This is a genomic window from Nitrobacter sp. CN101 (assembly GCF_055390255.1).
The window spans coordinates 3,360,101-3,385,374 of sequence record NZ_AP038833.1; the positions used below are offsets into that span (position 1 = coordinate 3,360,101).

The 25,274-nt window shown below is 61.5% G+C and carries 21 protein-coding genes; 4 read left to right on the top strand and 17 right to left on the bottom strand.

Features of this window, described 5'->3' with window-relative positions; genetic code table 11:
* Window positions 1-300 precede the first annotated feature (300 nt).
* The 15 genes from ftsZ to rsmH form a co-directional block, all read right to left on the bottom strand.
* Complete coding sequence (ftsZ, locus tag ACZ5IL_RS16860; RefSeq protein WP_464593280.1) at window positions 301-2,091, bottom strand: cell division protein FtsZ; 1,791 nt, start codon at window positions 2,089-2,091, stop codon at window positions 301-303.
* 91 nt (window positions 2,092-2,182) lie between these two features.
* The gene (gene ftsA / locus ACZ5IL_RS16865) at window positions 2,183-3,505 is read right to left on the bottom strand and encodes a cell division protein FtsA (RefSeq protein ID WP_079446112.1); all 1,323 of its coding nucleotides are present in this window, start codon (window positions 3,503-3,505) and stop codon (window positions 2,183-2,185) included.
* A complete protein-coding gene (locus tag ACZ5IL_RS16870) occupies window positions 3,502-4,506 on the bottom strand; it encodes a cell division protein FtsQ/DivIB (protein ID WP_464593282.1) in 1,005 nt (334 codons plus the stop codon). The genes ftsA and ACZ5IL_RS16870 overlap by 4 nt, the downstream gene beginning before the upstream one ends.
* Window positions 4,507-4,863: 357 nt before the next feature.
* Entirely contained in the window at window positions 4,864-5,853 is a 990-nt protein-coding gene (locus ACZ5IL_RS16875) for a D-alanine--D-alanine ligase family protein (RefSeq protein ID WP_464593284.1), read from the bottom strand.
* 103 nt (window positions 5,854-5,956) lie between these two features.
* A complete protein-coding gene (gene murB, locus ACZ5IL_RS16880; RefSeq protein WP_464593286.1) occupies window positions 5,957-6,877 on the bottom strand; it encodes a UDP-N-acetylmuramate dehydrogenase in 921 nt (306 codons plus the stop codon).
* A gap of 88 nt (window positions 6,878-6,965) precedes the next feature.
* Window positions 6,966-8,369, bottom strand: a complete 1,404-nt coding sequence (murC, locus tag ACZ5IL_RS16885; protein ID WP_464593288.1) for a UDP-N-acetylmuramate--L-alanine ligase — start codon at window positions 8,367-8,369, stop codon at window positions 6,966-6,968.
* Between the two features lie 153 nt (window positions 8,370-8,522).
* A complete protein-coding gene (gene murG, locus ACZ5IL_RS16890) occupies window positions 8,523-9,635 on the bottom strand; it encodes an undecaprenyldiphospho-muramoylpentapeptide beta-N-acetylglucosaminyltransferase (protein ID WP_464593290.1) in 1,113 nt (370 codons plus the stop codon).
* A gap of 69 nt (window positions 9,636-9,704) precedes the next feature.
* Window positions 9,705-10,853 carry a putative lipid II flippase FtsW gene (ftsW, locus tag ACZ5IL_RS16895; RefSeq protein WP_464593292.1) on the bottom strand — a complete coding sequence of 383 codons (1,149 nt, stop codon included), beginning with the start codon at window positions 10,851-10,853 and terminating at the stop codon, window positions 9,705-9,707.
* A gap of 209 nt (window positions 10,854-11,062) precedes the next feature.
* Window positions 11,063-12,463 carry a UDP-N-acetylmuramoyl-L-alanine--D-glutamate ligase gene (gene murD, locus ACZ5IL_RS16900; RefSeq protein WP_464593294.1) on the bottom strand — a complete coding sequence of 467 codons (1,401 nt, stop codon included), beginning with the start codon at window positions 12,461-12,463 and terminating at the stop codon, window positions 11,063-11,065.
* A 79-nt stretch (window positions 12,464-12,542) separates the two neighbouring features.
* The gene (gene mraY, locus ACZ5IL_RS16905; protein ID WP_464593296.1) at window positions 12,543-13,649 is read right to left on the bottom strand and encodes a phospho-N-acetylmuramoyl-pentapeptide-transferase; all 1,107 of its coding nucleotides are present in this window, start codon (window positions 13,647-13,649) and stop codon (window positions 12,543-12,545) included.
* 11 nt (window positions 13,650-13,660) lie between these two features.
* Window positions 13,661-15,100: a UDP-N-acetylmuramoylalanyl-D-glutamyl-2,6-diaminopimelate--D-alanyl-D-alanine ligase gene (locus tag ACZ5IL_RS16910; RefSeq protein WP_464593298.1), complete on the bottom strand. Its 1,440-nt coding sequence runs from the start codon at window positions 15,098-15,100 to the stop codon at window positions 13,661-13,663.
* On the bottom strand, window positions 15,097-16,554 hold the full coding sequence (locus tag ACZ5IL_RS16915; RefSeq protein WP_464596927.1) for a UDP-N-acetylmuramoyl-L-alanyl-D-glutamate--2,6-diaminopimelate ligase: 1,458 nt from the start codon (window positions 16,552-16,554) through the stop codon (window positions 15,097-15,099). Before ACZ5IL_RS16915 ends, ACZ5IL_RS16910 begins: the two co-directional genes overlap by 4 nt.
* 188 nt (window positions 16,555-16,742) lie before the next feature.
* Window positions 16,743-18,482 (bottom strand): peptidoglycan D,D-transpeptidase FtsI family protein, encoded by a 1,740-nt coding sequence (locus ACZ5IL_RS16920; protein ID WP_464593300.1) that lies wholly within the window; start codon window positions 18,480-18,482, stop codon window positions 16,743-16,745.
* Window positions 18,479-18,859, bottom strand: a complete 381-nt coding sequence (ftsL, locus tag ACZ5IL_RS16925; protein ID WP_425908696.1) for a cell division protein FtsL — start codon at window positions 18,857-18,859, stop codon at window positions 18,479-18,481. Before ftsL ends, ACZ5IL_RS16920 begins: the two co-directional genes overlap by 4 nt.
* 3 nt (window positions 18,860-18,862) lie before the next feature.
* Complete coding sequence (gene rsmH, locus ACZ5IL_RS16930) at window positions 18,863-19,861, bottom strand: 16S rRNA (cytosine(1402)-N(4))-methyltransferase RsmH (protein ID WP_464593303.1); 999 nt, start codon at window positions 19,859-19,861, stop codon at window positions 18,863-18,865.
* Between the two features lie 521 nt (window positions 19,862-20,382).
* On the opposite strand from rsmH, the gene ACZ5IL_RS16935 reads away from it, so the two are divergent.
* Window positions 20,383-21,231: an N-acetylmuramoyl-L-alanine amidase gene (locus ACZ5IL_RS16935; RefSeq protein ID WP_464593305.1), complete on the top strand. Its 849-nt coding sequence runs from the start codon at window positions 20,383-20,385 to the stop codon at window positions 21,229-21,231.
* Window positions 21,232-21,583: 352 nt separating this feature from the next.
* On the opposite strand, the gene ACZ5IL_RS16940 is transcribed toward ACZ5IL_RS16935, so the two are convergent.
* Window positions 21,584-22,144 carry a hypothetical protein gene (locus tag ACZ5IL_RS16940; protein ID WP_464593307.1) on the bottom strand — a complete coding sequence of 187 codons (561 nt, stop codon included), beginning with the start codon at window positions 22,142-22,144 and terminating at the stop codon, window positions 21,584-21,586.
* A gap of 479 nt (window positions 22,145-22,623) precedes the next feature.
* Between ACZ5IL_RS16940 and ACZ5IL_RS16945 the strand changes: the two genes are divergently transcribed.
* Window positions 22,624-22,866 (top strand): CsbD family protein, encoded by a 243-nt coding sequence (locus tag ACZ5IL_RS16945; RefSeq protein ID WP_079446179.1) that lies wholly within the window; start codon window positions 22,624-22,626, stop codon window positions 22,864-22,866.
* 282 nt (window positions 22,867-23,148) lie between these two features.
* Here ACZ5IL_RS16945 and ACZ5IL_RS16950 read toward each other — a convergent pair whose 3' ends face one another.
* On the bottom strand, window positions 23,149-23,349 hold the full coding sequence (locus ACZ5IL_RS16950) for a hypothetical protein (protein ID WP_464593309.1): 201 nt from the start codon (window positions 23,347-23,349) through the stop codon (window positions 23,149-23,151).
* A 331-nt stretch (window positions 23,350-23,680) separates the two neighbouring features.
* Here ACZ5IL_RS16950 and ACZ5IL_RS16955 point away from each other — a divergent pair, with 331 nt between their 5' ends.
* Together ACZ5IL_RS16955 and ACZ5IL_RS16960 are read left to right on the top strand one after the other, a co-directional pair.
* On the top strand, window positions 23,681-24,070 hold the full coding sequence (locus ACZ5IL_RS16955; RefSeq protein ID WP_464593311.1) for a hypothetical protein: 390 nt from the start codon (window positions 23,681-23,683) through the stop codon (window positions 24,068-24,070).
* Between the two features lie 728 nt (window positions 24,071-24,798).
* On the top strand, window positions 24,799-25,020 hold the full coding sequence (locus ACZ5IL_RS16960) for a hypothetical protein (protein ID WP_464596928.1): 222 nt from the start codon (window positions 24,799-24,801) through the stop codon (window positions 25,018-25,020).
* Window positions 25,021-25,274 lie beyond the last annotated feature (254 nt).

Genomic DNA, 25,274 nt, shown 5'->3' on the forward strand with positions numbered 1-25,274 from the left:
TCTCCGCCTGCAAAGGCGACGAATCGATTCGTGATCCCCAAAGTCACGCCTAGAACATACCGGTTGCCCCAAAGCGCGCCAACTCACGCTTCTTTACCGATTGTTACCCCATCTCCGCCGCAATAACGCCGCCCCTTAACCAAATTTTCCGTCGGAGCGTGACCTTCTACGAAAATCCGAAGACACTAATTTTCTATTAATTTCAGTAAAATACGCAGAAAAACTAGATACCGTATAAAGAGAGAAAGGGCTCCGGCCTACAAGGTCGGAGCCCTTTCCAATTTTCAATTGTTACAGACTTCAGTGGGCCTGACGGCGAAGAAAAGCGGGGATATCCAGGTGATCATCGCCTTGCGGAGCGGGCGTAACGGGAACCGGACGGCCGTGAGAATCCAGTCCTTGAGGCGACGGACGGCGCGCGTACTCTGATACCGGCTCGTTACCCATCTGCTCGGCAACGCTGCGCTGCGGCCGGCGCTCCGGCAATGGCGGCATCTGAGCCATGGCTGGCCCGGCCTCGCGACCCGCGAGAGGAGGCTCGGCGTCCTGATCGCGCCGGCCGAGACCAACATTGGCCAGACGTTGCAATAGCGACAGCCGATTCTTCTGCGGATGCTCTCCGTCGACCTCGCCCCGGGCCTGTCGGATTTCATTCTGCGCTGGCATCGGTAGTTCCTCCATCCTCGGCATCCGAGGAACGCGGACCGGGGCACGCTCGGCCGGCTGCGGGATGAAGTTTTCCGGCGGCGGCGTCTCATGCTGCTCGCGCGGCGCGGGATCATGATCCGGGAACAGCGTCGGCTTCTGCGCGATCGGCCGAACAGTAACGTCGCCGTACGAGGCCGGCTGCACGGGAGCCGGAGCAGGCGGTGGCGTTGGCTCGGCAACCGCAGCGGCAATCGCTTCCAACGCTGCACGCTCTACATTAGCGGCGGGTTGAGCGGTCGGAGCCTGAGCTGGCTGCATTGGCTGGGCGGCAGGCCGTGGCTCGATGGGCTTCTGAGCGAGATTAGCGGAAGCACGCTTGTTGTCCTCACGGAGCTTTGCAGTCAATTCGGCCGCACGGGGGTCGAGCGCAGCGGATACCGTCTTCGCGGCCGGGGTGGCCGCAGCACGCGCAATCGTGCCCTGGTCGATGCCGGTCGCGACCACCGACACCCTGATGATGCCGTCGAGACTCTCATCGAACGTAGCGCCGACGATGATGTTGGCGTCCTGATCGACCTCCTCGCGAATCCGCGTGGCGGCTTCGTCGACCTCGAACAGGGTGAGATCCTTGCCGCCGGTGATCGAAATCAGGAGCCCCTTGGCGCCCTTCATCGAACTGTCGTCGATCAGCGGGTTGGCGATCGCCGCTTCGGCGGCGGTGAGCGCGCGCTTCTCGCCGGAAGCCTCCCCGGTGCCCATCATCGCCTTGCCCATCTCGCGCATCACGGCGCGGACGTCGGCGAAGTCGAGATTGATCAGACCTTCCTTCACCATCAGGTCCGTGATGCAGGCCACGCCCGAGTAAAGCACCTGATCGGCCATCGCGAAGGCGTCGGCGAAGGTGGTCTTCTCATTAGCCACCCGGAACAGGTTTTGATTGGGAATGATCAGCAGCGTATCGACCACCTTGTGCAGCTCGCCGATCCCCGAGTCGGCGGTGCGCATCCGGCGCTGGCCCTCGAAGTGGAACGGCTTGGTGACGACGCCGACGGTCAGGATCCCCATTTCGCGCGCGGCCTTGGCGATAACGGGCGCAGCACCGGTGCCAGTGCCGCCGCCCATTCCGGCGGTGACGAACACCATGTTCGCCCCCGAGAGGTGATCGCGAATTTCGTCGATGACTTCCTGCGCCGCGGCAGCGCCGACATCGGGCTGCGAACCGGCGCCGAGCCCCTGGGTGACCTGCGTGCCCATCTGGATAATGCGCTGCGCCTTGGACATGGTCAGCGCCTGCGCATCGGTGTTGGCAACCACGAAATCGACCCCGACCAGTCCGGCCGTGATCATGTTGTTGACCGCGTTGCCGCCAGCGCCGCCGACGCCGAATACAGTGATCCGCGGCTTCAGCTCGTGAATGTCGGGAACGTTGAGATTGATGGTCATGGTTGCCTCTCGATTACACGCGCGGTGTCGCTATGCCGGCGGTCGTCGACCGCGGGAATTGATGGAAATCTGCAAATTGGCGGAAAATTCATCAGAAGCCCTCCCGGAGCCATCGTCCGACCTTTCCGAAATAACCGTCTGTCCCTGTCCGGACCTGCCGCGTGCGCCGCGGCTCCACATGTTCCAGATGCGCGTATTGCGGATACACCAGCAGCCCGGTCGGAACGGCGAACGAAGCGCCTTTGGCCTCATTGGGCAGGCGGCCGAAGCCGAGCGGGCGGCCGATGCGGACCGGGCGACCGAGGACGCGTCGGGCGAGTTCGGGAATGCCAGTAAGCTGAGACGCACCGCCGCTCAACACGACCCGCGCACGCGGCTCGGCGGCAAATGGGGAATCCGCGAGCCGGTCCCTGACCATCTCAAAAATCTCCTCAACACGCTGACGAACGATGTTGGCGATGGTCGCACGCGACACGACCTGCGGCGCATCACTGTCACTGTCTCCGGCTGCCGGAACCGTCATCAGTTCGCGGACATCCGAGCCGCCCGTTAGCACCGTGCCATATAACGTCTTGATTCGCTCGGCATCCGCAATGCACGCCCCCAATCCGCGCGCGAGGTCCATCGTGACGTGATGTCCGCCGATGGCAAAACCGCTGGCATGAATAAAGCGCCCAGCCGAATAGATCGCGATCGTGGTGGTTCCCGCCCCCATCTCCACGACCGCGGCGCCGAGATCGACCTCGTCGTCGGTCAATACCGACAAGCCAGCAACATAAGGGCTGGCAGCCATGGCTTCGACGGTGAGATGGCAGCGCTCCACCGCCAGCATCAGGTTTTTCGCGACAGTCGCCTCCGAGGTCACGACGTTCATATCGACGCCAAACCGGCGCGCCACCATGCCGCGAGGATCGCGGATACCCTTTACGCCGTCGAGCGAATAGCCGACCGGCAGCGCATGAAGCACGGTGCGCCCGGGGGCCGTAGCGTGATGCATTCCGGTCGAAGTAACCCGGCTGACATCGGACGGGGTAACCGCGCCACCCTGAATGTGGGAGGCCGCTTCAATCAACTGTCCTTGCAGCCGTCCGGCCGAGACCGACAGCAACACGGATTCGACCCGGACCTTTGCCATTTGCTCGGCCAGTGAGACGGCTTGGCGAACCGCCTGCTCGCATTGGGCGAGATCGGTCACCGCGCCGGCCTTCATGCCACGCGACTGAATCTGGCTGTAGCCGATCAGCTCCACTGCGTGGGTTCGTCCGCGCAACGCATCGTTCGGTGCGCTGGGCCGCAGCCTTGCGATCATGCAGGCGATCTTGCTGGTGCCGATGTCCAGCGATGCCACCAGCGCGCTGCGATTGCGCTGCATCGGCCGAGTTTTCGGGGCCTGGTCGCGATCGAGGACCGTCATGCGCTGCCGGCCTTTTTGCTGGATTTCTTGGTCTGTTCTTCGCGCGCCTTTGCGGCCTCTTCCGAAAGCCGCACGGTCAGGCGATCGGGCAGCCGCAGGTCGATTGCGGTGATGTCGCGCGACAGCAACTTATTTTCCCTGTCATATTTTACGAGCGCAGCGAGCGCGAGACCGACGTCGTTCTCCGGAAGCCGGATGTCGAGTCCATCCTTGAGACGCAGATTCCAGCGCCGCTCGCCGACGAAGATCGCGGCCTTGAGTTGGCTATTCACAACAGGATAGTTCGCAACCAGCGCGAGAAAATCCTTGGCGCGGGTTTCCGCCCCCTTGCCGACCACGAGCGGCAACGACGCGAAGCGCTGCGCGACGTATGGCGTGAGCACCATTCCGTCGGCGGCGATCACCGCGAGCTTGCCGTTCTCCTGCCAAAGCGCGAAGGGGAGACGCTCGGTGATGTCGATCTGGAGCGCGCCCGGATAAAGCTTCAACACGGTCGCATCCGCGATCCACGGATTGGCCTTTAGGCTGTCACGCACGCTGGCGGCATCGAGGAACAGGAGGGATGAACGACCGTTGACGCCGCCTGCGGCCAACACCTCATCCTGCGTCAATTGCGTGCGGCCATTGATGGTAACGGATGTGATCCCGAAGCCCGCGGCGTTAGCGAGTGCATTGCGCGTGTCGTCCAGGGCCGCGATCGCTTCATCGACATGGCCGCCCGCGACCACGCCGAACGCGGCGCTGCCACCGACGACGACAACGGTCATGACCGCGCCAAGCCGGCGCGGAACGTGGCGTTCGATAAAGGCAATCGCGCGGTTGGGATTCCTGGCACGCGCATCCAGACGTTCCGCCCGTGCGCGCTTCAGCTTGTCGAGCTGTTCGCGCAGCAAGATGGCGGCACCGCTGGCGGCCAACCCGAGCAGGCCGACCTCCTTCAACAGGCCAGACTTGAACCTCGGCAATCTCAACGACCGATCGAGGTGTCCTCCACCATTCATTGCGCGAGCTCGTCACCGTTTCGCCCCGCCCCGCTTGAACCGCGGTGCTGAACGCAGAAACACGAATTTGGGAGCGCACCCAACGTTTTAGCGATACCGGGCGGGGTGCCGACCTCCGGCAGGTCCGCTGTTCCCTCGATGCGGTCGGAAGCGGAAAATTCCGCGACAGCTCGCGCCCCGGCAGCCAAAACGCCACATGCGCCGCCAGTGTTAACCTTGGGACGTCCTGGTAAACAAAAGGTAAATGCGGTGCGGACAGGCCGCATTTTGGCGCGATAAAAGAATGCCTTGCGGCTTTTCGGGATCAGCCCGTCGGATTGCCCTTCGCGGTTCCCTCAGCGCGCTGCGCCAGGCTCCTCAAATCGGACGTACTGTCTTTTCGGCAAGCACGATTTGATCACGGAGGAAATCCGCAAACCCGATCCCGTGTGCATGAAGCGCCTTCGGGTAAAGCGACGCCGCGGTCATGCCCGGGAGGGTGTTGGTCTCGAGATAGACCGGCCCCTTGCCTGTCACGATGAAGTCGGTGCGGGAATAGCCGCGGCAGGACAACGCCAGATGCGCCCGCAGTGAATGATCCATGATCTGCGTGGCTATCTCCGGCGAAAAACGCCCCGGACAAATTTCTTGCGTCGTCTTCGCCAGATATTTCGCGGCATAGTCGAACGCGCCCTCGGCCGGCACGATCTCAACCGGTGGAAGCGCGACGACCGAACCGTCGGAATGCTCCAGCACGCCGCAAGTCGCCTCGATGCCGGACACGAACGGTTCGATCACATAGTCTTCTGTCTTCGCTGCGTCGCGAACGGTGACGAGGTCCTGCGGCGCACTGATGAAGATCAGGCCATAGCTCGATCCGTCGCACGCAGGTTTAGCAACCAGCCGACCGTGTTCGGCGAACGCGCGATCGATGTTCTCAAGCAAGATGTGCGCCGGCGTAATGACACCGGCCAGGGCCACGAACCGCTTGGCCGCAACCTTGTCGAACGCAAGATGAGAGGCGGCCGAGCCCGACCCCGTAAAGGGAATGCGGCGGAGTTCGCACATCGCCTGCAGTTCGCCATTTTCGGCGCGGCCTCCGTGAAGGCCGAGCACCAGAAGGCGACTCTCGGCCTTCGCTCGATCCAGCGCCCGTTCAAGCGGCGTGCCGGCGCCGGCAGGGACGAACTCGTCCTCGAACGGCCGCGCATGATTTCTCAGCGCGTCGGGTCGCACGCCGATGACTTCGTCGCGATGGTTCCAGAACCAAAGATCGGCCTCCGGCAAAGCGTGATGCAGCGCCTGCGCGCTCGCGACCGAAACGAGACGCTCTTTGTTGCTGCCGCCGAACAAAATGGTGATGCGCATCGACCTTCTCGAGAGCCTGATCAACTGCGTTGAACCAACTGCTCGCCTTATCTTTATGATCGAACATGATCTTATCCGAAAGCCAGGCTTCCTTTGTCGGGGGTCATGCTCCAACCCCGATCCGCTTGATTTCCCACTGCAGTTCGATACCGGAATGCTGTTTTACCCGTTCGCGGACGGATTCGCCCAAGGTTTCGATGTCACGCGCCGTGGCCTCTCCAGTATTGATGAGAAAATTGCAGTGCATTTCCGATACCTGCGCGCCGCCGACACGATGGCCGCGCATCCCGGCGGCATCGATCAATTTCCAGGCACTCTGGCCCGGCGGATTCTTGAACGTCGAACCACCGGTCTTTTCGCGGATCGGCTGCACCGTCTCGCGGTGAGTCTGCACGTCGTTCATACGCGCGCGGATTGTTTCCGGCTCGGCGATACGGCCACGAAATATCGCGCCGGTAAAGATGACGAAGGGATCGACTCTGCTGCTGCGATATTCGAACGCCATGCCGGAATTATCGAAGACCATCTTTTCGCCACGGCGGCTGACTGCGCGGGCTTCGAAGAGAACATCTTTGGTCTCGCTGCCGTTGGCGCCCGCGTTCATGCGCAGCGCGCCGCCGACGGTGCCGGGAATGCCAAAATAGAATTCAAGCCCGCTAATATTCGCCGCAGCCGCAGCTTCCGCGACACGCTTGTCGAGCGCGGCCGCGCCGGCGCGCACGATGTCGCCATCGGTCGTAACGTCGCCGAATCCGCGTGGAGACAGGCGGATCACCACGCCCGGCAAGCCGCGGTCGCGCACCACAACGTTGGAGCCGACGCCGATGCAGTAGACCGGGATATCTTCCGGCAGATGGAGCAGGAAATAGGCGAGATCGTTTTCGTCCGCAGGCGCAAACAGCACCTGCGCCGGGCCACCGACGCGAAACCATGTCAGCGGCGCCAGCGACTCATTCGCCAGCAGCCGCCCGCGCAACTCCGGCATCTGCGATTTCAGTTTTGTCGTGATGTCGGGGAAGGTCATTGAAACCACGCCCGACGCTATGACTCAAAAGACGTGGATGGCCGGGACAAGCCCGGCCAAAACGGACGCAAACTCGGTGCGCGCGTGCTCATCTCAGGGCCTTGAGTTCACCGGGCAGCGCGTAAGCCCATTGCGTGATGTTGCCGGCGCCGAGGCACACGACATAGTCATCCTGCTTCGCAAGACCCGCAATAACACCCGCGAGCGCCGCGGACTCCTGCAGCGGTACCACCTCACGGTGGCCGTGGGCACGCAGACCGAGTACGAAGTGATCGCGGTCGATGCCCGCGATCGGCGCCTCGCCCGCCGGATAGACGTCCGCGACGACAACCGTGTCGGCGTCGTTAAAGCAGGTGCAGAATTCCTCAAACAGCGCTTGTAACCGCGTATAGCGATGCGGCTGCACCACGGCGATGACCCTGCCGCCGGTAGACTCGCGCGCCGCTTTCAGCACTGCTGCGATCTCGACTGGATGATGACCGTAGTCGTCGATGATGGTGACGCCGTTCCACTCGCCGGTCTTGGTAAAGCGCCGCTTGACGCCGCCGAACCCTGCAATGGCGCCGCGGATTGCCGCGTCGGGAATGCCGAGTTCGTGCGCCACCGCGATTGCCGCTGTGGCGTTGAGCGCGTTGTGACGACCCGGCATCGGCAGCACCAGATCGGAAATCTCGTGGGCGGCATCGGTCTTGCGATTGCGGAATACCACCTTGAAATGCGAGCCGCCGCCGTTCGGTGCGAGATCGATCAGCCGCGCGTCTGCTTGCGGATTTTCGCCGTAGGTAATGATGCGGCGGTCCTCGATCTTGCCGACCATGCTCTGCACGACCGGATGATCGATACACATCACCGCAAAGCCGTAGAACGGCACGTTCTCCACGAACGAGCGGAATGCATCTTGGACTGCATCGAAAGTCTTGAAGTGATCAAGATGCTCGGGATCGACGTTGGTGACGATAGCAACGTCGGTCGGCAGCTTCAAAAAGGTACCGTCGCTCTCGTCGGCCTCCACCACCATCCACTCTCCGGCCCCCAGCCGCGCGTTGGTGCCATAGGCGTTGATGATCCCGCCGTTGATGACTGTGGGATCGAAATCGCCGGCGTCGAGCAGCGCTGCAACCATTGATGTCGTCGTCGTCTTGCCGTGAGTGCCGGCGATAGCGACGCAGCTTTTCAGCCGCATGAGTTCCGCGAGCATCTCGGCGCGGCGCACGACCGGAATGCGCTGCGCGCGCGCCGCCATCAACTCGGGATTGTCGCGCTTGATCGCGGTCGAAACGACCAGCACGTCAGCACCGTTTACGTTCTCGGCCTTATGACCAACCGTGACCTTGACGCCCTTCTCACGGAGACGCACCACATTAGCGCCTTCGGAAGCGTCCGAGCCCTGCACCGTGTAGCCGAGGTTGCACAGTACCTCGGCGATGCCACTCATGCCGATGCCGCCGATGCCGATGAAGTGGATAGGGCCGATTTCGCGCGGCAATCTCATGGGTCGTCTTCTCGCAAAAGTCCTGATGCCCGCTTACCCGGCACTCGCCGGCACATGGCTTTATCACGGGTATCCACGTCTTGCTTTCGAACCGATTCATGCAAAACGCGGATGGCCGGAACAAGTCCGGCCATGATGGCAAATGTCAAGCCGTCACGCTGGCGAATCAAGTCGCGCCACCTTCATCACCAGATCCGCCAGCCGCTCGGCTGCGTCGAGGCGGCCTACCTTGCGTGCCGCCGCCGCCATGGCCGCGAGCCGCGACGGTTCCTCCGCGAGCGCGGACAATTCCGCCGCGAGCCGGTCTGGAGTGAAGTCGGACTGCACGATGCGGATCGCTCCACCGGCATCGGCGAGCACGCCGGCATTGGCGAACTGGTCCTGATCGATCGCGCCGGGCAGCGGCACAAGAATGGAGGGGCGTCCGATCGCACCGAGTTCAGCCACCGTACCCGCCCCCGAGCGTGATACGACGATGTGACTCGACGCCAGCCGCGCCGGGAGGTCGGCAAAGAACGGCGCAAGCTCCGCTTCGATCTTCAGCCGGTCATAGACCAGGCGCACCCGCGCCACATCTTCGTCGCGCACCTGCTGGGTCAATATCAATCGCTGCCGCAGCGCCGGTTCGAGTCTCTCAATTGTATTCGGCACGATGTCGCTCATGACGCGCGCACCCTGGCTACCGCCAACCACGAGAACACGCAAAGGATCGTTCGAGCCTGGTGCTGCGAACGGCACAATGGCGGCAGCGAGAATCGCAGGCCGCATCGGCGTACCGGTCGTCGTGGTCTTGCCGATCAGCGACGGTTCCTTGTCGAGCACGCCCGGCAGCGAGGTGGCGATGGCGCTGACGCGCTTGGACAGAAAGCTGTTGGCGCGGCCCATGACCGCGTTGGAATCATGGATCAGGGTCGGAATGCCCTTGAGCTGCGCTGCGATCAGCGGGGGCAAGGTCGGATAGCCACCGAATCCGACTACGGCCGCGGGCTTCAGAACGCGCATCAGATTGAGAGCGACGGCTGTGCCGACCGCGAGCATCAGGCCGGTACGCGCCAGCGCCAGCGGCGAGCGGCCGCGCACCGTCTCGCTCGGGACCACGTCGGTCATGTCTTTCGAGAACAGCCCACTATAACGCAGGGCACGCGCATCCGTCACCAGCCGCACGCGCAAGCCGCGCTTCATCAGCTCGACGCCGAGCGCCTCGGCGGGAAACAGGTGACCCCCGGTTCCGCCAGCGGCGAGCAGGATGAGAGGCGTGGTGGTCATGAGATTTGCGTTCCGAACGTCATTGCGAGCGTCGCGAAGCAATGACGAAGTTGCTTCAGCAGGACCAGGTTACGCATAGCTCGCGGCGGCAGTGGCGTTTATTGATTCCATTTCCGTGCGCGGCCGTTCGCGCGTCAGCGCCAGCATCAAGCCGACGCCATAGGCGAGCGAGACCATCGACGAGCCGCCATAGGAAATGAACGGCAGCGTCATGCCCTTGGCGGGAATCAGATGCAGGTTGACCGCCATATTGATGGCGGCCTGCACGCCGAACATGATCGCGAGCCCGGACGCGGCAAAACGCGAGAACAGATCCTCCGACGCATAAGCGCGCGACAGCGTGCGCATGACGATGAAGGTGAACAGCGCCAGCAGCCCGAGGCACATGATGATGCCGAATTCCTCGGCGCCGACCGCGAACACGAAGTCGGTGTGACTATCCGGAAGACTTCGCTTGGCGATGCCCTCGCCGGGGCCGAGCCCGAACCATCCACCGTTGGCGAAAGCGTCCATCGCGGTGTCGACCTGGAAGGTGTCGCCGGAGGCCGGATCCATGAAGCGCCGGATACGGAGCGCGACGTGCGGCACCATCATGTAGGCCGCGAACAAGCCGGCAATCGCCGCGCCTGCGAGACCGAATACCCAGACGATGCGCATGCCTGCGATGAAGAACAGCGCTCCCCATACCATCAGGATCAGCATGGTCTGGCCGAAGTCCGGCTCCATCACCAGCAGTGTGACGAGTCCCAGCAGCAGCGACAGCGCCATCGAGGTCGCCGGCATCTCAGGCTTGCGCGCGGATTCCGAAAACAGCCAGGCCGCCAGTACGACGAAAGCGGGCTTCGCGGATTCTGAGGCCTGGATGTTGACGCCGAGGATCGTGATCCAGCGTTTCGCGCCCTTGACCTCCGGACCGAACCCGAGCGTGGCGACGATCAACACGACGCTGAGCCCGAACACGATCAGCGCCGAGCGGCGGATCTGACGCGGCGACAGAAACGACACGCCGACCATCACGACGATCGACGGTAGCAGAAACAGCACATGACGATGAAAGAAGTGAAATGGATCAAGGCCGATCCGGGTCGCCACCGACGGGCTCGCCGCCAGCGACAGCACCACGCCGGTGAGCATCAGAAGCACCATACCCGCCAGCAGCAACCGATCCACGGTCCACCACCATTCCGAGAGCGGTGTGCGTTGTTCGCGTGAAATCATGGCGGGTCCTGCGGGCGGAGATAACCCATTGGTCCCTCATCGTGGTTACCGGAGAGTTAAGGCTGTTGCTATATCTTCGTCATCGCTCGCCAAAAGCGCGAAGCACGTCTTCGCGCAAAGGGGCAACCCATACCTCTTTGCAAATTCACGAAGTTCGATGGATGTCAGGATCAGGTCCCGGCATGAGGCCGCATTTGCGGCGGCACGAGCTACACGACGGGTGTGACGCCCGGTAACGCCCGAACCAGTTCGCGAAAACGATCGCCGCGGATCTCAAAATTGCGAAACTGATCGAACGAGGCGCAGGCCGGCGATAACAGCACCACGGCGTCCGCAAGGCCGGAGGCTTCCGCATCACGCGCCGCGGCAGGCACTGCGGCCTCCAGCGTGGCGCTGATCTCGTAAGCCGCCTTGCCTTCCAGCGTTGCAGCGAAATCCTGCGCCGCTTCTCCGATCAGATAGGCTTTCCGGATGCGCGGAAAGAACGCGTCGAGCGAGGCGATGCCGCCGCTCTTCGGTCTGCCCCCGGCGATCCAGAAGATATTGGTGAAGGACGACAACGCCTTCTCGGTGGCGTCGGCATTGGTGCCCTTGGAGTCGTTGACGAACAGCACGTGAGCCTTGCGCCCCACCTGCTCCATGCGATGCGCGAGACCGGGGAAACTGCGTAAATCCTGCTGCAGGATCTCCCGGCTGACCCCGAGCGCCAGCGCCGCCGCCGAAGCGCACGCTGCGTTCTGCGCGTTGTGCCTCCCGCGCAGCGACCCGATTCCACCAATGTCAGCGATTTCGCTGCGCGCACCACCAGACGCAAGAACGATCCTATCTTGTTCGACGCTGATACCGTACGCCAGCGGCCGCTTCACCGACACCCGCACGACGTTGCGGCCGGCCTGCTCCTGACGGTCGGCGACTGCTCCACACCAGCGATCGTCAACACCGACGACGGCCGTGCCCTGCGGCTGCACACCGGCGATGAGTCGCTCCTTCACCTCCGCATAGTGCTCGATGCTGCCGTGACGATCGAGATGATCGGGACTGACATTGAGCAGAATGCCGACGGTCGGATCGAGCGAGGGGGCAAGGTCGATCTGGTACGACGACATCTCGATCACATGCACGCGTCCTCTGCGCGGAGGCTCCAGCGACAGGATCGCGGTGCCGATGTTGCCGCCCATCTGCACATCGTGCCCGGCCTCGCGCATCAGATGCGCGACCAGCGCTGTGGTGGTGGATTTGCCGTTGGTGCCGGTGATGGCGACGAAGGGCGCGTCAGGGGCATGGCGCTTCCGCTCACGGCAGAACAGTTCGATGTCGCCGATCACCTCGACACCCGCCTGTCGCGCCGCAAGCACGCTCCAGTGCGGCGCCGGATGGGTCAGCGGCACGCCGGGCGCAAGCACCAGCGCGGCAAAATTCGTCCACAATACGTTTCGCAGATCCGCGGTGACGAAACCAGCCTTTGCCGCCTTCGCAAGATTGTCGACGTTGTCGTCGCTCGCAATCACTTCAGCGCCGCCGGCCTTCAGCGCGTGGCAGCTTGCAAGACCCGAGCCGCCGAGGCCAAACACCGCGACCGTCTTGCCGGCAAAGAAAGTGATGGGGATCATGGCGAGGCGCTCCACACACCGCATACCTGTTCCCTCCCCCCTTGTCGGGTCGAGACGAGCGAAGCGCGCATATCCATCATCACCGCAGCTTGAGCGTCGAAAGGCCGGCAAGCGCCAGCATCACCGAGATGATCCAGAACCGGATCACGATCTGCGGCTCGGTCCAGCCGAGCTGCTCGAAGTGGTGGTGGATCGGCGCCATTTTGAAGATGCGCTTGCCGGTGAGCTTGAACGACATGACCTGCACGATCACCGACACCGCTTCCAGCACGAACAGGCCGCCAATCACGGCCAGCACGATTTCATGCTTCACCGCCACCGCGATCGAGCCGAGCATGCCGCCGAGCGCCAGCGAACCGGTATCACCCATGAAGATCGACGCCGGCGGGGCGTTGAACCAAAGGAAGCCGAGACCGGCCCCGAGCACCGCGCCGCACAGCACTGCCAGTTCGCCCGCCCCCGCGATGTAGTTGATCTGAAGATAGTCGGCGAAGACCGCGTTGCCGGCGAGATAGGCGATCATGGCGAAGCTCGCTGCCGCAATCATGACCGGCACGATGGCGAGACCGTCGAGGCCGTCGGTGAGATTCACCGCGTTGCCGGCTCCGACGATGATGAATGCACCAAAGGCGAGAAAGAACCAGCCGAGGTCCAGCGCCACGTCCTTGAAGAACGGGATCACCAGCGCCGTCGAGAACGGCTCGCGGCCGAGCCGGGTCAGCGCATAGCACGCGGCCAGCGCGATCAACAGTTCGAGCAGCAGGCGGGTGCGCCCAGAGAATCCGGCGTGGGTCTGCTTCGTCACCTTCAGGTAATCGTCATAGAAGCCGATGAAGCCGAAACCGAGCGTCACCGCGAGCACAATCCAGACATACGGATTGAGGGGGTTGGCCCACAGCACGGTCGACACGACAAGTCCCGACAGGATCATCAGGCCGCCCATGGTCGGCGTGCCCTTTTTGCTGACGAGGTGCGACTGCGGCCCGTCGGTGCGGATCGGCTGTCCCTTGCCCTGACGCAGGCGAAGATTGTCGATAATCCAGGGGCCGAACAGAAACACGAACAACGCGCCCGTCACCATCGCGCCGCCGGTGCGGAAGGTGATGTAGCGGAAGACGTTCAGCAGCGGCTTGAAAATGCCGAGCCCCGGAACCGTGTTAGAAAGATCGATCAGCCAGTAAAACATTTTATGAAACCCTAAACCGCGACTCCGTCGTGCGCGGCGTTGTCGGGAAATCGCTTTTCAAGCGCTGTTATAATCAATTTCATTCGCGATCCGAGCGAGCCCTTGACCATGATGACGTCGCCGACGCGGATCGCCGCCACCACCTGCGATTCGAGCGCGGCCGAGTTCTCTGCATAACCGCCCCGCTTGCCGGAGGAAAGCGCGTCCCACAGGTTGCGCATCAGAGGGCCGCAGCAAAAAATCATGTCGACCGCATTGGCATTGATCGCCTCGGTCAGGCTACGATGCAGGTCCGCACTTTTGGGACCGAGCTCCAGCATATCGCCCAGCACGGCGATGCGGCGACCCTGCGTCCCGACACCGGTCCCGCCAAGCACGCCCAGCGCCGCAGCCATCGAAGCAGGATTGGCGTTATAGCTTTCGTCAATCAGGGTCGCCTCCCCGCCCGGCACGGTCAGCGCATGGCGCACGCCGCGCCCCGCGGCCGGCTGCGCCTGCGATAGCGCAAGCCCCGCAAGCGCAAGATCGGCGCCCGCCAGTGACGCCGCCGCCAGCACCGCCAGCGAATTCATCGCCATGTGACGGCCGGGCATACCGAGCTTATAGGTCAGCTCATGGCCGAGAATTTTGGCGTGCACAGCGGAGCACGCCGGATGCAACGCCACGTCGAGCAGGCGAGCGTCGGCCTTCTCGTCCGAGCCAAACGAGACGATGTTCGCGATGCCGAGTTTCTTTGCACGTCTTTGTAGCCGCGCGAACTGAGCGTTGTCCCGATTGAGCACGACAGCGCCGCGCGGCTCGACGCCTTCGAAAATTTCCGCCTTGGCGTCGGCGATCGCCTCTATGCCGGAGAAGAACTCGAGATGCACCGGCTCGACCGTGGTGATGACCGCAACATGCGGCCGCACCATCTTCACCAGCGGCTCGATCTCGCCAGCGTGATTCATCCCGATCTCGAAGATGGCGAAACGCACATCCGCCGGGCAGCGCGCCAACGTCAGCGGTACGCCCCAGTGATTGTTGAACGAAGCCACCGAGGCATGTGTCTTGCCCTGCGCGCCAAGGACGCTCCGCAACGCCTCCTTGGTCGAAGTCTTGCCGACAGATCCCGTCACCGCGATCACCTGCGCTGAAAGTCGCGCGCGCGAGGCCCGCGCCAGATCGCACAAGCCGGCAAGCACGTCCTCGACGATCAGCAGGGGCGCATCGGCGGCGAATTTATCGCGCTGCGCGGCCTCAACCACCGCCAGCGCCGCACCCGCCTTCAAGGCGGCATCGACAAAAGCGTGACCGTCGTGCACGTCACCCTTGATCGCGAAATAGGCCTCGCCCGGCGCGATAGTTCGGCTGTCGATGGAGATTCCGGTAATCACCGCCGGCAAAGCCCCGCGCCTCTCGGCCCGCATCGCCGTAACCATCGCGTCCAAAGTCCACAATGCGCGCGCGCTCATGTCTGCCTCGATGTCAGTGCCGCGATAGCCGCCTCGTGGTCGCTGAACGGCAGCACGCGATCACCCACGATCTGTCCGGTCTCGTGACCCTTGCCGGCAATCAGCAAGGCGTCGCCCGGCTGCAGCCCCGCAATCGCAGCACGGATCGCTTCGGCTCGATCGCCGATCTCGCGGGCGCCCGTGGCGGCGGCGAGGATCGCGGCGCGGATCGCGGCGGGATTTTCGCTGCGCGGATTATCGTCGGTCACGATAACCACATCCGCGTTATCGGCGGCGATTGCGCCCATCAGCGGACGCTTGCCTGCATCACGATCACCGCCCGCTCCGAACACCACCACGAGCTTGCGCTGGGCATAGGGCCGCAACGCCTGCAACGCCTTCGCCAGCGCATCCGGTTTGTGGGCGTAATCAACAAAGACCGGAGCACCATTGCGCTCACCGACCAGTTCAAGCCGTCCCCTGGCGCCTTCGAGATACTCGAGCGCCGCAAATACTCCATCCACGTCGCCACCGCTCCCGATGACGAGACCGGCCGACACCAGCGCATTCTCGATCTGGAACTCTCCGACCAGAGGCAAACGTATGACACGCTCGCGTCCGGCGTGCTCGAGAGTCACTCGTTGCGCAAAGCCCTCGATAGTGGCCGCGACCAGACGAATGCCGATGTGCGCACCGTCCCCGCGACGGCCGACACGCATCACCGGCACGTTGCGCGCGCTCGCCGCTTCGATCACGATAACCGAACAGTCATGATCCGCGGAAATCACCGCAACCCCGTCCGGCTCGACCAGCTCGCGGAACAGCCGCAGCTTTGTATCGAGATAGTGCGCGACGGTCGGATGATAGTCCATGTGATCGCGTGACAGATTGGTGAAACCTGCGGCACGCACCCGCACGCCATCGAGTCGATATTGATCAAGACCATGCGAGGACGCTTCCAGCGCAAGATGCGTCACGCCTTCGCTCACGAGCTGATCCAGCTCCCGATGCAACTCGATCGGATCGGGCGTCGTCACAGAGCCGTAGACCGTGCGCGACGGTGCGACCACGCCGATGGTGCCGATGCTCGCCGACGAATAGCCGAGCCGCTGCCAGATCTGCCGCGTGAATGCCGCGACCGAGGTTTTGCCGCTGGTCCCGGTAACGGCGGCAATGGTTGTGGGCTGCTGCTTGTAAAATTTAGCGGCGGCCAGCGCCAGCGCGCGCCGCGGATTCGGCGTTGCGATGAACGGGACGCGCCCGGACGCGTGCGCGTGGTCGCCGACCACTGCAACGGCGCCCGACGCGATCGCGACATCGATGAACCGCGCGCCATCTGTCTTCGTACCGGCAAGCGCGAAGAAAAGGTCTCCGGGCTTCACCGCACGGCTATCCACCGCGAGACCCGTGACGGCAAGCTCGCCAGTCGGCGCGTCCATGGTGGCGTCGTCACCGAAAAGGTCGCGAAGTTTCATGGTCTCCCAGCCCGGTGATTCAACTCTAACATCCCATTTCAGCGAGTTTCCGGCAAACGTCAGAATCATCAAAGTACCACCGGCGAATATCAAATTGCCGGTGTGCTTTTTAAGTCCGAAGTTTGCTGCCGGGCGCGCTGAAAATGAGGCGAACTTCCAATTCGGGACGCCGGAAAGGCCCGGTCGTCCTATTGCGTCGCACGGGATGCCGCAAGAATGAGGCGCTCGGACGGCGGCAAATCGAACCGCGGTTGCACGCCCAGGATCGGAGCGATGCGGGCGATGACCTTGCCCCCGGTCGGAACCGCGTTCCATCCCGAGGTGATGAAGCCATGCGTTTCTTTGAGCGGCTGCGGCTCATCCAACATCACGAGAAGCTGGTATTGTGGATTGTCCGCGGGCAGGATCGCGGTGAAGGCATTGAGCACGCGCTTCTTGGCGTAGCGACCGTTGATCACCTTCTCGGCGGTACCGGTCTTGCCGCCGACATAGTAGCCCTTGACGTCGGCCTTCCTTGCGGTTCCGATCTCGGCGTTCAGTCGCAGCAAGAAGCGCATCTTGTCGCTGGTTTCCTGCTTGATGACGCGCTTGGCGACCGCTCTTGCTTCCTGTTCGGTGCGCTTGAGGAATGTGGGCGGAATCAACCAGCCACCATTGACCAGCGCATCGATCCCCATCACCGCCTGCAACGGAGCCACCGCCATGCCGTGCCCGAAAGCGATGGTGACGGTGTTCAACTCGCCCCACTTGCGCGGCAGGATCGGCGACGCGCTTTCCGGCAACTCGGTACGCAGGCGATCCATCTGGCCCATCTTGCGCAGGAACGCCTTGTGCGCCTCGACGCCTTGCGCCAGCGCGATCCGCGCCGCGCCGATATTGGATGAGTAGGTGAACACTTCCTTCATGTTGATGAAGCGGCCGAGCCGATGGTCATCATGAATCGCGAAGCGGCCGAAATGCAATGGCGCACGCGCGTCCCACATCGAATTCAGATCGTACTTGCCGGAATCGAGCGCCATCGCCAGCGTGAACGCCTTGAAGGTCGATCCCATTTCGTACACGCCCGTTGTCAGACGGTTGATACGATCGGGATCGTGCGCCTCTTTCGGATTGTTGGGATCGAAGTCCGGCAAGGAGACCATCGCGACGATCTCACCGGTTCGCACGTTGGAGACGATACCCGAGGCGGCCTTGGCTTGATAGTGCTCCTTGGCATTCATAAGCTCGTCGCGCAACGCGTGCTCGACACGCAGGTCGATCGACAATTCCACCGGCTGCTGCAGGCGGTCGGTGGCGAAGCCGGCGCGGTGCAGGTCCGCGAGCCCGTTGCTGTCGAGCCACTTCTCCATCCCGGCAATGCCCTGGTTATCGATGTTGACGAGCCCGATCAGGTGCGCAACCTCCCGCCCGCTTGGATAGACGCGTTTATTCTCGCGCAGGAAGCCGATCCCAGGAATTCCGAGACCATGAATGTCCTTTTGCTGGGCAGGGGTGATTTCGCGTTTCAACCAGACAAAACCCTTACGGGTGCCAAGACGCTGTCGAACCTCGGCGGTCTCCAGATCTGGCAGCGTCGCCGTCAGCAACTCGACCGCCTCGTCCCTGTCGATGATGCGTCGCGGTTCGCCAAACAAGCTCGGCGCCTTGATATCGGTGGCAAGAGCCTGGCCGTTACGATCGATGATATCGGGTCGCGCTGTGGCGATCGCGTCCTGCGAGGCGGCACGATGCCCTCCCCGGTCGTCCGGAAATGTTGCAAACATGACAAGACGCGTTGCGATTACCGTATAGATCAGCCCAAATAAGATGATGACGAAGCCGACGCGCACCCGCGCCTTGGCGGCGCGATCGACGTTCTGCCCATAGAGCAGGTTACGGATCACGCGCTGACTCCAAGACGCCGACGGAAGCCTGTTTTGACCACTCACTGCGGGGCCTCCTGCAACGGCAGAGAACCGGTGACGACGTCGGGATCGATGATCTCGATCATGGCACCGATCGGATCGGACGTGCCGGGCGGCACCAGGCTCGGCGGTCGCTCCGGCAGGTTCTTCAAAGAATCGAACTGTCTGGTTTCAATCGGCTTCAATTTCAGATGTCGTTCGGCCAAAATTTGCAGACGCCGTGGCGCATCGAGCTTTGCCCATTCCGCGCGCAGGACCGCGATGGCCTCGCGCTGCTCGCGCACCTGAGCCTGAAGCCGCGACACACGCTCAGTACGGGCGGTCGAATCCATCTTGATGCGATAAACATACGATGCCGCATAGATAAGCGCGCAGACGACGAGGAAATGGATGATTCGCACCTATCAGCCTCCCCGCATCACGTTTGCAAGCGATGGCCAGGCCGGACGCTCAGCGCCGTCATCGATTGCCGCCGCATCGGTGCGTTCGGCAGCGCGCAGCCTGGCCGAGCGCGCGCGCGGATTGGCGTGCATTTCTTCTTCACCCGGCGTCAGCGGACGTTTGGTTAGAATGGCAAAGCTGAGTGACGCCCGTTCGATTTCCGGCCGATGCCGCGAACCGCCGCCCGTCTTGCCGCGCCTGACCAGGAAATTCTTGACGATACGGTCCTCAAGGGAATGAAAGGACACCACAGCAAGCCGGCCACCCGGCTTTAGTACGCGTTCCGCCGCGCCTAGCGCCGCGATCAGTTCGTCGAGCTCCTCGTTGACGAAAATCCGCAGAGCCTGGAACGTCCGCGTCGCGGGATGAATCTCATGCGGCTTTGCGCGAACCACCTTCGACACGATATCGGCCAGCGTCCGTGTGGTCGCGATTGGCGCGAGCCGTCGTGCCGTGACGATGGCGCGGGCGACGGCGCGCGAGCGACGCTCCTCGCCGAAGATATAGATGATATTGGCGAGATCGGTCTCGGACGCGCGCGCCACCACGTCGGCGGCAGTTGGCCCTTGCCCACTCATGCGCATGTCGAGCGGACCGTCGAGACGAAAGGAGAAGCCTCGATTGGCCTCGTCGAGCTGCATCGAGGATACGCCGACGTCCATGACGATGCCGTCGACAGCGGCTGTGCCCTGCGCCGCGCAGACCGCGGCGAGATTGGAGAAGCGGTCCTCGACCAGCGTCAGCCTGCCGCCGGACTCCTCCACCAGACCGAAGCCGCCAGCAATGGCGGTACGATCGCGATCGATTCCGATCACGCGGGTATCTGCAGCTGCTAGAATGGCGCGTGAATAGCCTCCGGCGCCGAACGTTGCATCGACATAGACGCCGCCGTCCCGCGGCGCCAGCATGGCAACGGCCTCGCAGCCGAGCACAGGCACATGACGGATGGGCGGCGCCGTCATGATCGGGCCTCCGTCCGCAAATGTCTCGTTCTCGCCGCGTGTGTGCCCATCCGACTCCGACCGTCCGGAATTCCGCCTTTTCCGGTCCTGGAGCCAGCTCACCACCGTAAAACCGCTCGGACCGACCCCCAATCGCTTCTCCACAAGGAGATGAGCTGACAAACCCGGGCTTCCGCATGGAATTTGAAGGGTTGCCATGGGGATTTCGAACGCAAATGGGACCTCGGCCGTCCCGATGCCGGTTCGGCTCTTCACCACTTAGTAACGGCGTTTAGCGTTAAGAAAGCGTTGATAGCCTACACGGCAATCGAGCTATCCCTTCCCTGTGGTGGCCCTGGGTGCTGCAGCACCCACACAGTTAACGGAAAAGCCAAAGCCGTTAACAGGAAAAAGCGAAAAGGAGTCACGCATTCGATTGCATGCCGCATGACGCCTCCGGATAATGATCCTAATGATTCGTCGACAAATCGGGCACGCGCTCCCGTTTTCCGCGATTTCTAATGCCTGTTTTGGATCGTTGCATGTTCGCGTCCGTCAGTCTTGACTTAAAACGCCGACGCCCTCTCCCGATCCCCAAGGCTATCGCTGGAATGCCGACCTTCGTCCCTGACTCATCCCTCGTCTCCGACACGGTGCCATCCTTAAACTTTGGCGACCGCGCCAAAGGGCGGCGGCCGGATATGATCGTGTTGCACTATACCGGGATGCCCGACGTTGAGGGCGCGCTGGCGCGGCTATGCACGTCAGGAACCGAGGTGTCCGCACACTACGTCGTGCTTGAGGACGGTCGCGTTGTGCAATGCGTTCAGGAAGCGAAGCGGGCCTGGCACGCCGGTGTCTCCTCGTGGGCGGGCGAAGAGGACATCAACTCCTGCTCGATCGGTATCGAGATCGTCAACCGCGGCCACGACTGGGGCTATCCGGCCTTCCCGCTACGACAAATCGCCGCTGTCATTGCGCTATGTCGCGGCATCATTCATCGAAGGGATATCCTGGCTCATCGCATTGTCGGCCATTCGGACGTCGCACCTGCGCGCAAGAAGGATCCTGGCGAAAAATTTCCATGGCATTCGCTGGCGGATTCGGGCGTCGGCCATTGGGTCCGGCCGGCGCCAATCGTGGCCGGCGACGTACTGAAGACCGGTAGCGAGGGCGAGAGCGTCCGCGCGCTACAGCAATCGTTGGCGCGGTACGGTTACGGCATCAAGGCAAGCGGCAAATTCGATAACCCGACCATGGAAGTGGTCACAGCTTTTCAGCGCCACTTCCGGCCTGAAAAGGTTGACGGCGTCGCCGATCAATCGACGTTGACCACGCTGCGAGCGCTGCTTGAAAGCCTGCCCGTCGCGACGTCCCAGGACATCAGCTAAAAGCCGGAGCCACCGGCGGCGCGCAGATTTCAAACCGCGCGCTTGAGAGCGTATTCGAACCCCGCCCGACAAGGCTGTTGAGCGCTGTCATCGATTCCAGCGTTGCGGGTTCCACCTATCAACGTTTCGTGGGGCGTGCATCATAGCGATGGAAAAGCCAGCGGAAGAGTCGTACCATTTCTTTCAATGGCGCACGCCGGGTGACAACCGGCCGCGACGGGGATGATGGACGTAGCCTATTTTGCCGGTTTCAGGCTGCGGCACCAACGCATTGGCACGCGTTTTGTCTAACCCGTTCCCGGCGTGTGCAACCTCCCTTTTGACCCTCCCGCTGGATCGCAGGGGCATTGCGTCAGGCGGGCAGATCCGCGACGAATTCGGGCACCTCAAGACCAGAGTCGGCAAAGAAGGACATAACCGCCGTCTTCGACCAATATTGCTCGATGAGCAATCTGGCGAAACGTTCCTTTTCTCGCGAGAACCTTGTCATGAGTGTATCGATGCTGTCCGGTTTCTTGCCAAACAGCTCGTCATTCCACGGCTCCTCGTTGAAAAAATCCTGCTCGAGGACCATTCGTTCCGGTACGTCCTGGCCCTCCGCCTCACCGCGCCGGGCGAGCACGGCTTCCGATACTTCGGTGATCAGGGAAAACAGTCGCGCCTGTTCAACGAGCATATCCTGAGTCGGAAAAACATTGTCCACCAGCAGGCCGGGAACGAAGTCTCGCGCCAGGGAAGTCGCCAGTTGCATCCAGGCGTCCTCCGGCGTGCGCGCTGCAATCTTGTAGAAGTCGAACAATTCCGTCCACCGGCCACGCAATTCCTCAACCTGGCAGGCATACCAACGCGACCAGACGGAGAGCTGGCCAAGCCCACCATGAGCTTTTTGGGCAGCGTCAATCCGCGCCAGCAATGCCAGGTCAACCCGCATAGGATCCCTCAACCGTTCCGGAAAATCAGGCGCACGGTATTCCTCAACGTCGTGCGTGAATTCGGTCGAGTCAGGATCGGGGAAAGACGTTCTGTATGTTCCGCTTCCAGCTTTCTGTCCCATGCGAACGCCTCCTCATATGCAGCCTGATCAACCACAGACGACATCCCGGCGCTTTCAACGCGCAGAACGTGAAACCGCGAATTCAACCAGACAGCTACAGATTGCCGTTCGAGTCCGTCCCGGACAAGTCAACAACAGCGGCGTATCGGGAATTTGCGCCGGCGCATTGCCATCAAGGCATAGGCGGCACAGCCCTATTCTACTCTGCTCCTAAAATTCCTTGGAAAAACCGGCCATGCAGCGGTCCATGTGCGACCATTCGTCCTTCGCAGCGGCGGAACGAAGTTCGAGTTTTTTAGTTTTTCCCTTTCGCGGTAATCGCGCGAAAGGAGGGAACTATGGACTGGGACCGGATTGAACAAAACTGGGATCAGGTCAAGTACAAGGTCAGAGATCAGTGGGGTAAATTCACTTTCGACGACCTCTGGGAAATCTCCGGCCATCGCGAGCAACTCGAAAAGAAACTGAAGGAGCGCTACGGGTACCAGGACGACTTCGCAAAAAAACAAGTCGATAACTGGTATGCGAAGGCGCAGTCCTGGCCTGACACAAAAGAACCGCCGCGCTGGCAGGGATATTAGAATCCCTTTCCGGCGAAGTGGACGAGACTTTATCCCGGCTAAGTGGAAATCCGGTTTAGCCGGGAGAATACTCGAATTAGTAGCTAGCGCGTGTCCCGAGCGCAAACCGGACAATCCACTGTTCGGATGCGCGCTGGTCGTTGTTTTGCGTCTTCGATTCCTTCGGAGTGCATCGTCCGATTTCCAACGCTCGACCTGAAGCGGACTGCAAGGCGTCAACCGCCTCTGAAGATATTCTGCATCTCGTCACACATCACAGCTCCGGCGGCGCGTCTGATGGCCTTACTTCGGCCGCTGCATTTTTGGCGAGTTCGCCCATGCATCGATTCTTGCTGCCGTGTTGGCACTCTCGATTTTCTTGACTATCTTTTCTCGCTCTATGCCGTCTGGGGCTTCGTCGGCTCTTTGTCGCGATTCCGCAAGGAAATCAAAGAGACGGTCCTGAAAAGGCTTGGTCTGTTTGTAACGGCGCCGATGAGTCATGGCTTGCTCTCCTTTCGCTTTTCCAGGAGGTTGGACGTGCCATGAACGCCGGGGGCCGCGTGCATTGACGCCTGTCAATGTGCGGCGGGCCTTATGGTTCCAAACGCTCAAGGGACTGCGGGACAAGCCGCGCTTATGACGACGAGCAATGGTTCCGCTCACCGCTGTTACTGGCCCCAGCCTTATGGTAAGCTGCGGCGCGGTAGAAATTGCGGGCCACTCCTCGAGTCGATCGTGCAAATCACGCACGCCGTATTTGAGGATCCCTGTTCGCAGGTCAGCCAGCGCTAAAACTTGTTATTCTCTACGAGACAAGAGCACTCAAGAAACAATGAACCTCATGCTGACCGGCGTATTTGGCCTTATCGGGCTTGTTCTGAGCTATGGATTTTTTGTTCCAGAGCTCTCTGCATTTCGGCTCTTAGCACCTGTTGGAGTTATGGTGGGATATCAGGCTGGCCAACTTGTTGGCCGGCTCGTCAGGCCACGACCCAAAAGGTTTCTCATTCTAAGCGTCGGCGTATTGTTTTGTTTTTACTTTGCGTTTGCCTACGTCCAGTTGGGAAGGGCCGACCAGTCGGATATCGTGAACTTGAGCGTGCTATTCAGCTTGTCTTTCTTCTGGCTGGGATTTTTCTTGCCTTTCACACGCGCCCCGAACGAAGTGAAGATCCTGCTGTCTAAGGCAGTTGAAGCATTCGGAAGGCGCTCTCGAGATTAGAAGATCAGACAACGCTGACCGGACGAATCTTTAATTCAAAGATTTACTCGCAAGACATGTTCGTGCGATTGAATCACGACTCGTGCTTTAGCACGCGAGCGCCAGCCCATTAGGGACCGGCCACTCGCGCGAGTTCTTAATTGCCTAAGTGATTTGTGCGGATTTTGATGCTTTCGTCCCCACCATTTTCAACCTTCTTGTCGAGTTCTTTCCGTCTCTCGTCGGTCAGCTCCTGCATCGTTTTGCCGGTCTTTTCTTCGCGTCCAGCTCAAGCGTTCCACCCGAAATATTGTTGACGCCGGTAGCATCTGACATATCGCTCTCTGCTGTTCGCGTTGGGAAATAACCCATGCCTCGGGCATGCGTTCCGACGAAGCCGCCATTCCTTCGTGAAGGTTTTTCATCTCACGCGTGATTCATCTTCCAGCCAGAAGAATACGGCTTCCGCTACGCACATCTCGGTTGTGCGTCGGCGCAGGAGCAACTTAGGTTTCGACGGCGATACAAAGATCAATACGTCTCATCGAGACGCAAGTTCGGATGGTGGCGCATCTACAAGAAGATTATCTTTGGATCTGGAAATTGCGTTGCCGTATCGCGGATGCGGGCCGTGTCCAGGTGTGGACGAAGGAACGACTGACCAGTTCGGATGGAACATGCTCTTCGCTCGCGAGTTGTGGGATAGCGCCGGGCAAACGGCCGAGAAAGAGGACTCCACAATGCGAAGGATGCTTTTGATTGCCTCGCTCATGCTTACAAGCACATATTGTTTTGCTCAGGGCGCGCAACATACGGGCACGCCGCAGGAGCAAAAGGCATGCTCCCGAGACGCCTCCCGCTTTTGCCGAAAGCTGCTGGGTGATGACATGGCCGTTCAACAGTGTCTTCAGCAGCATCGGGCGAAACTTAGCCAAAAATGCCAGAAAGTCTTTCAAAGCCACGGCATGTAAACTTCAAATGCGTATCGCCGACTGTTGGTCAGGCTAACCAATCGAAATCCGAGAGACCAGACGAGATGGGCGCGAGGAGATCGCCCTTCCGGTTGATTCATTGCAGACGGACAGAAAGTGTTTCACCAAGGAAGACCCGCCGGGCAGGCGGGCTAAAGAGACGGTGTCTGGAGAATGCTGATGGGGGGTGAGCGTTGCGGGTACCGCATATCCCGCTCTAGCGGTGCTTTCTATTTCTGACCAGACGCAAACCT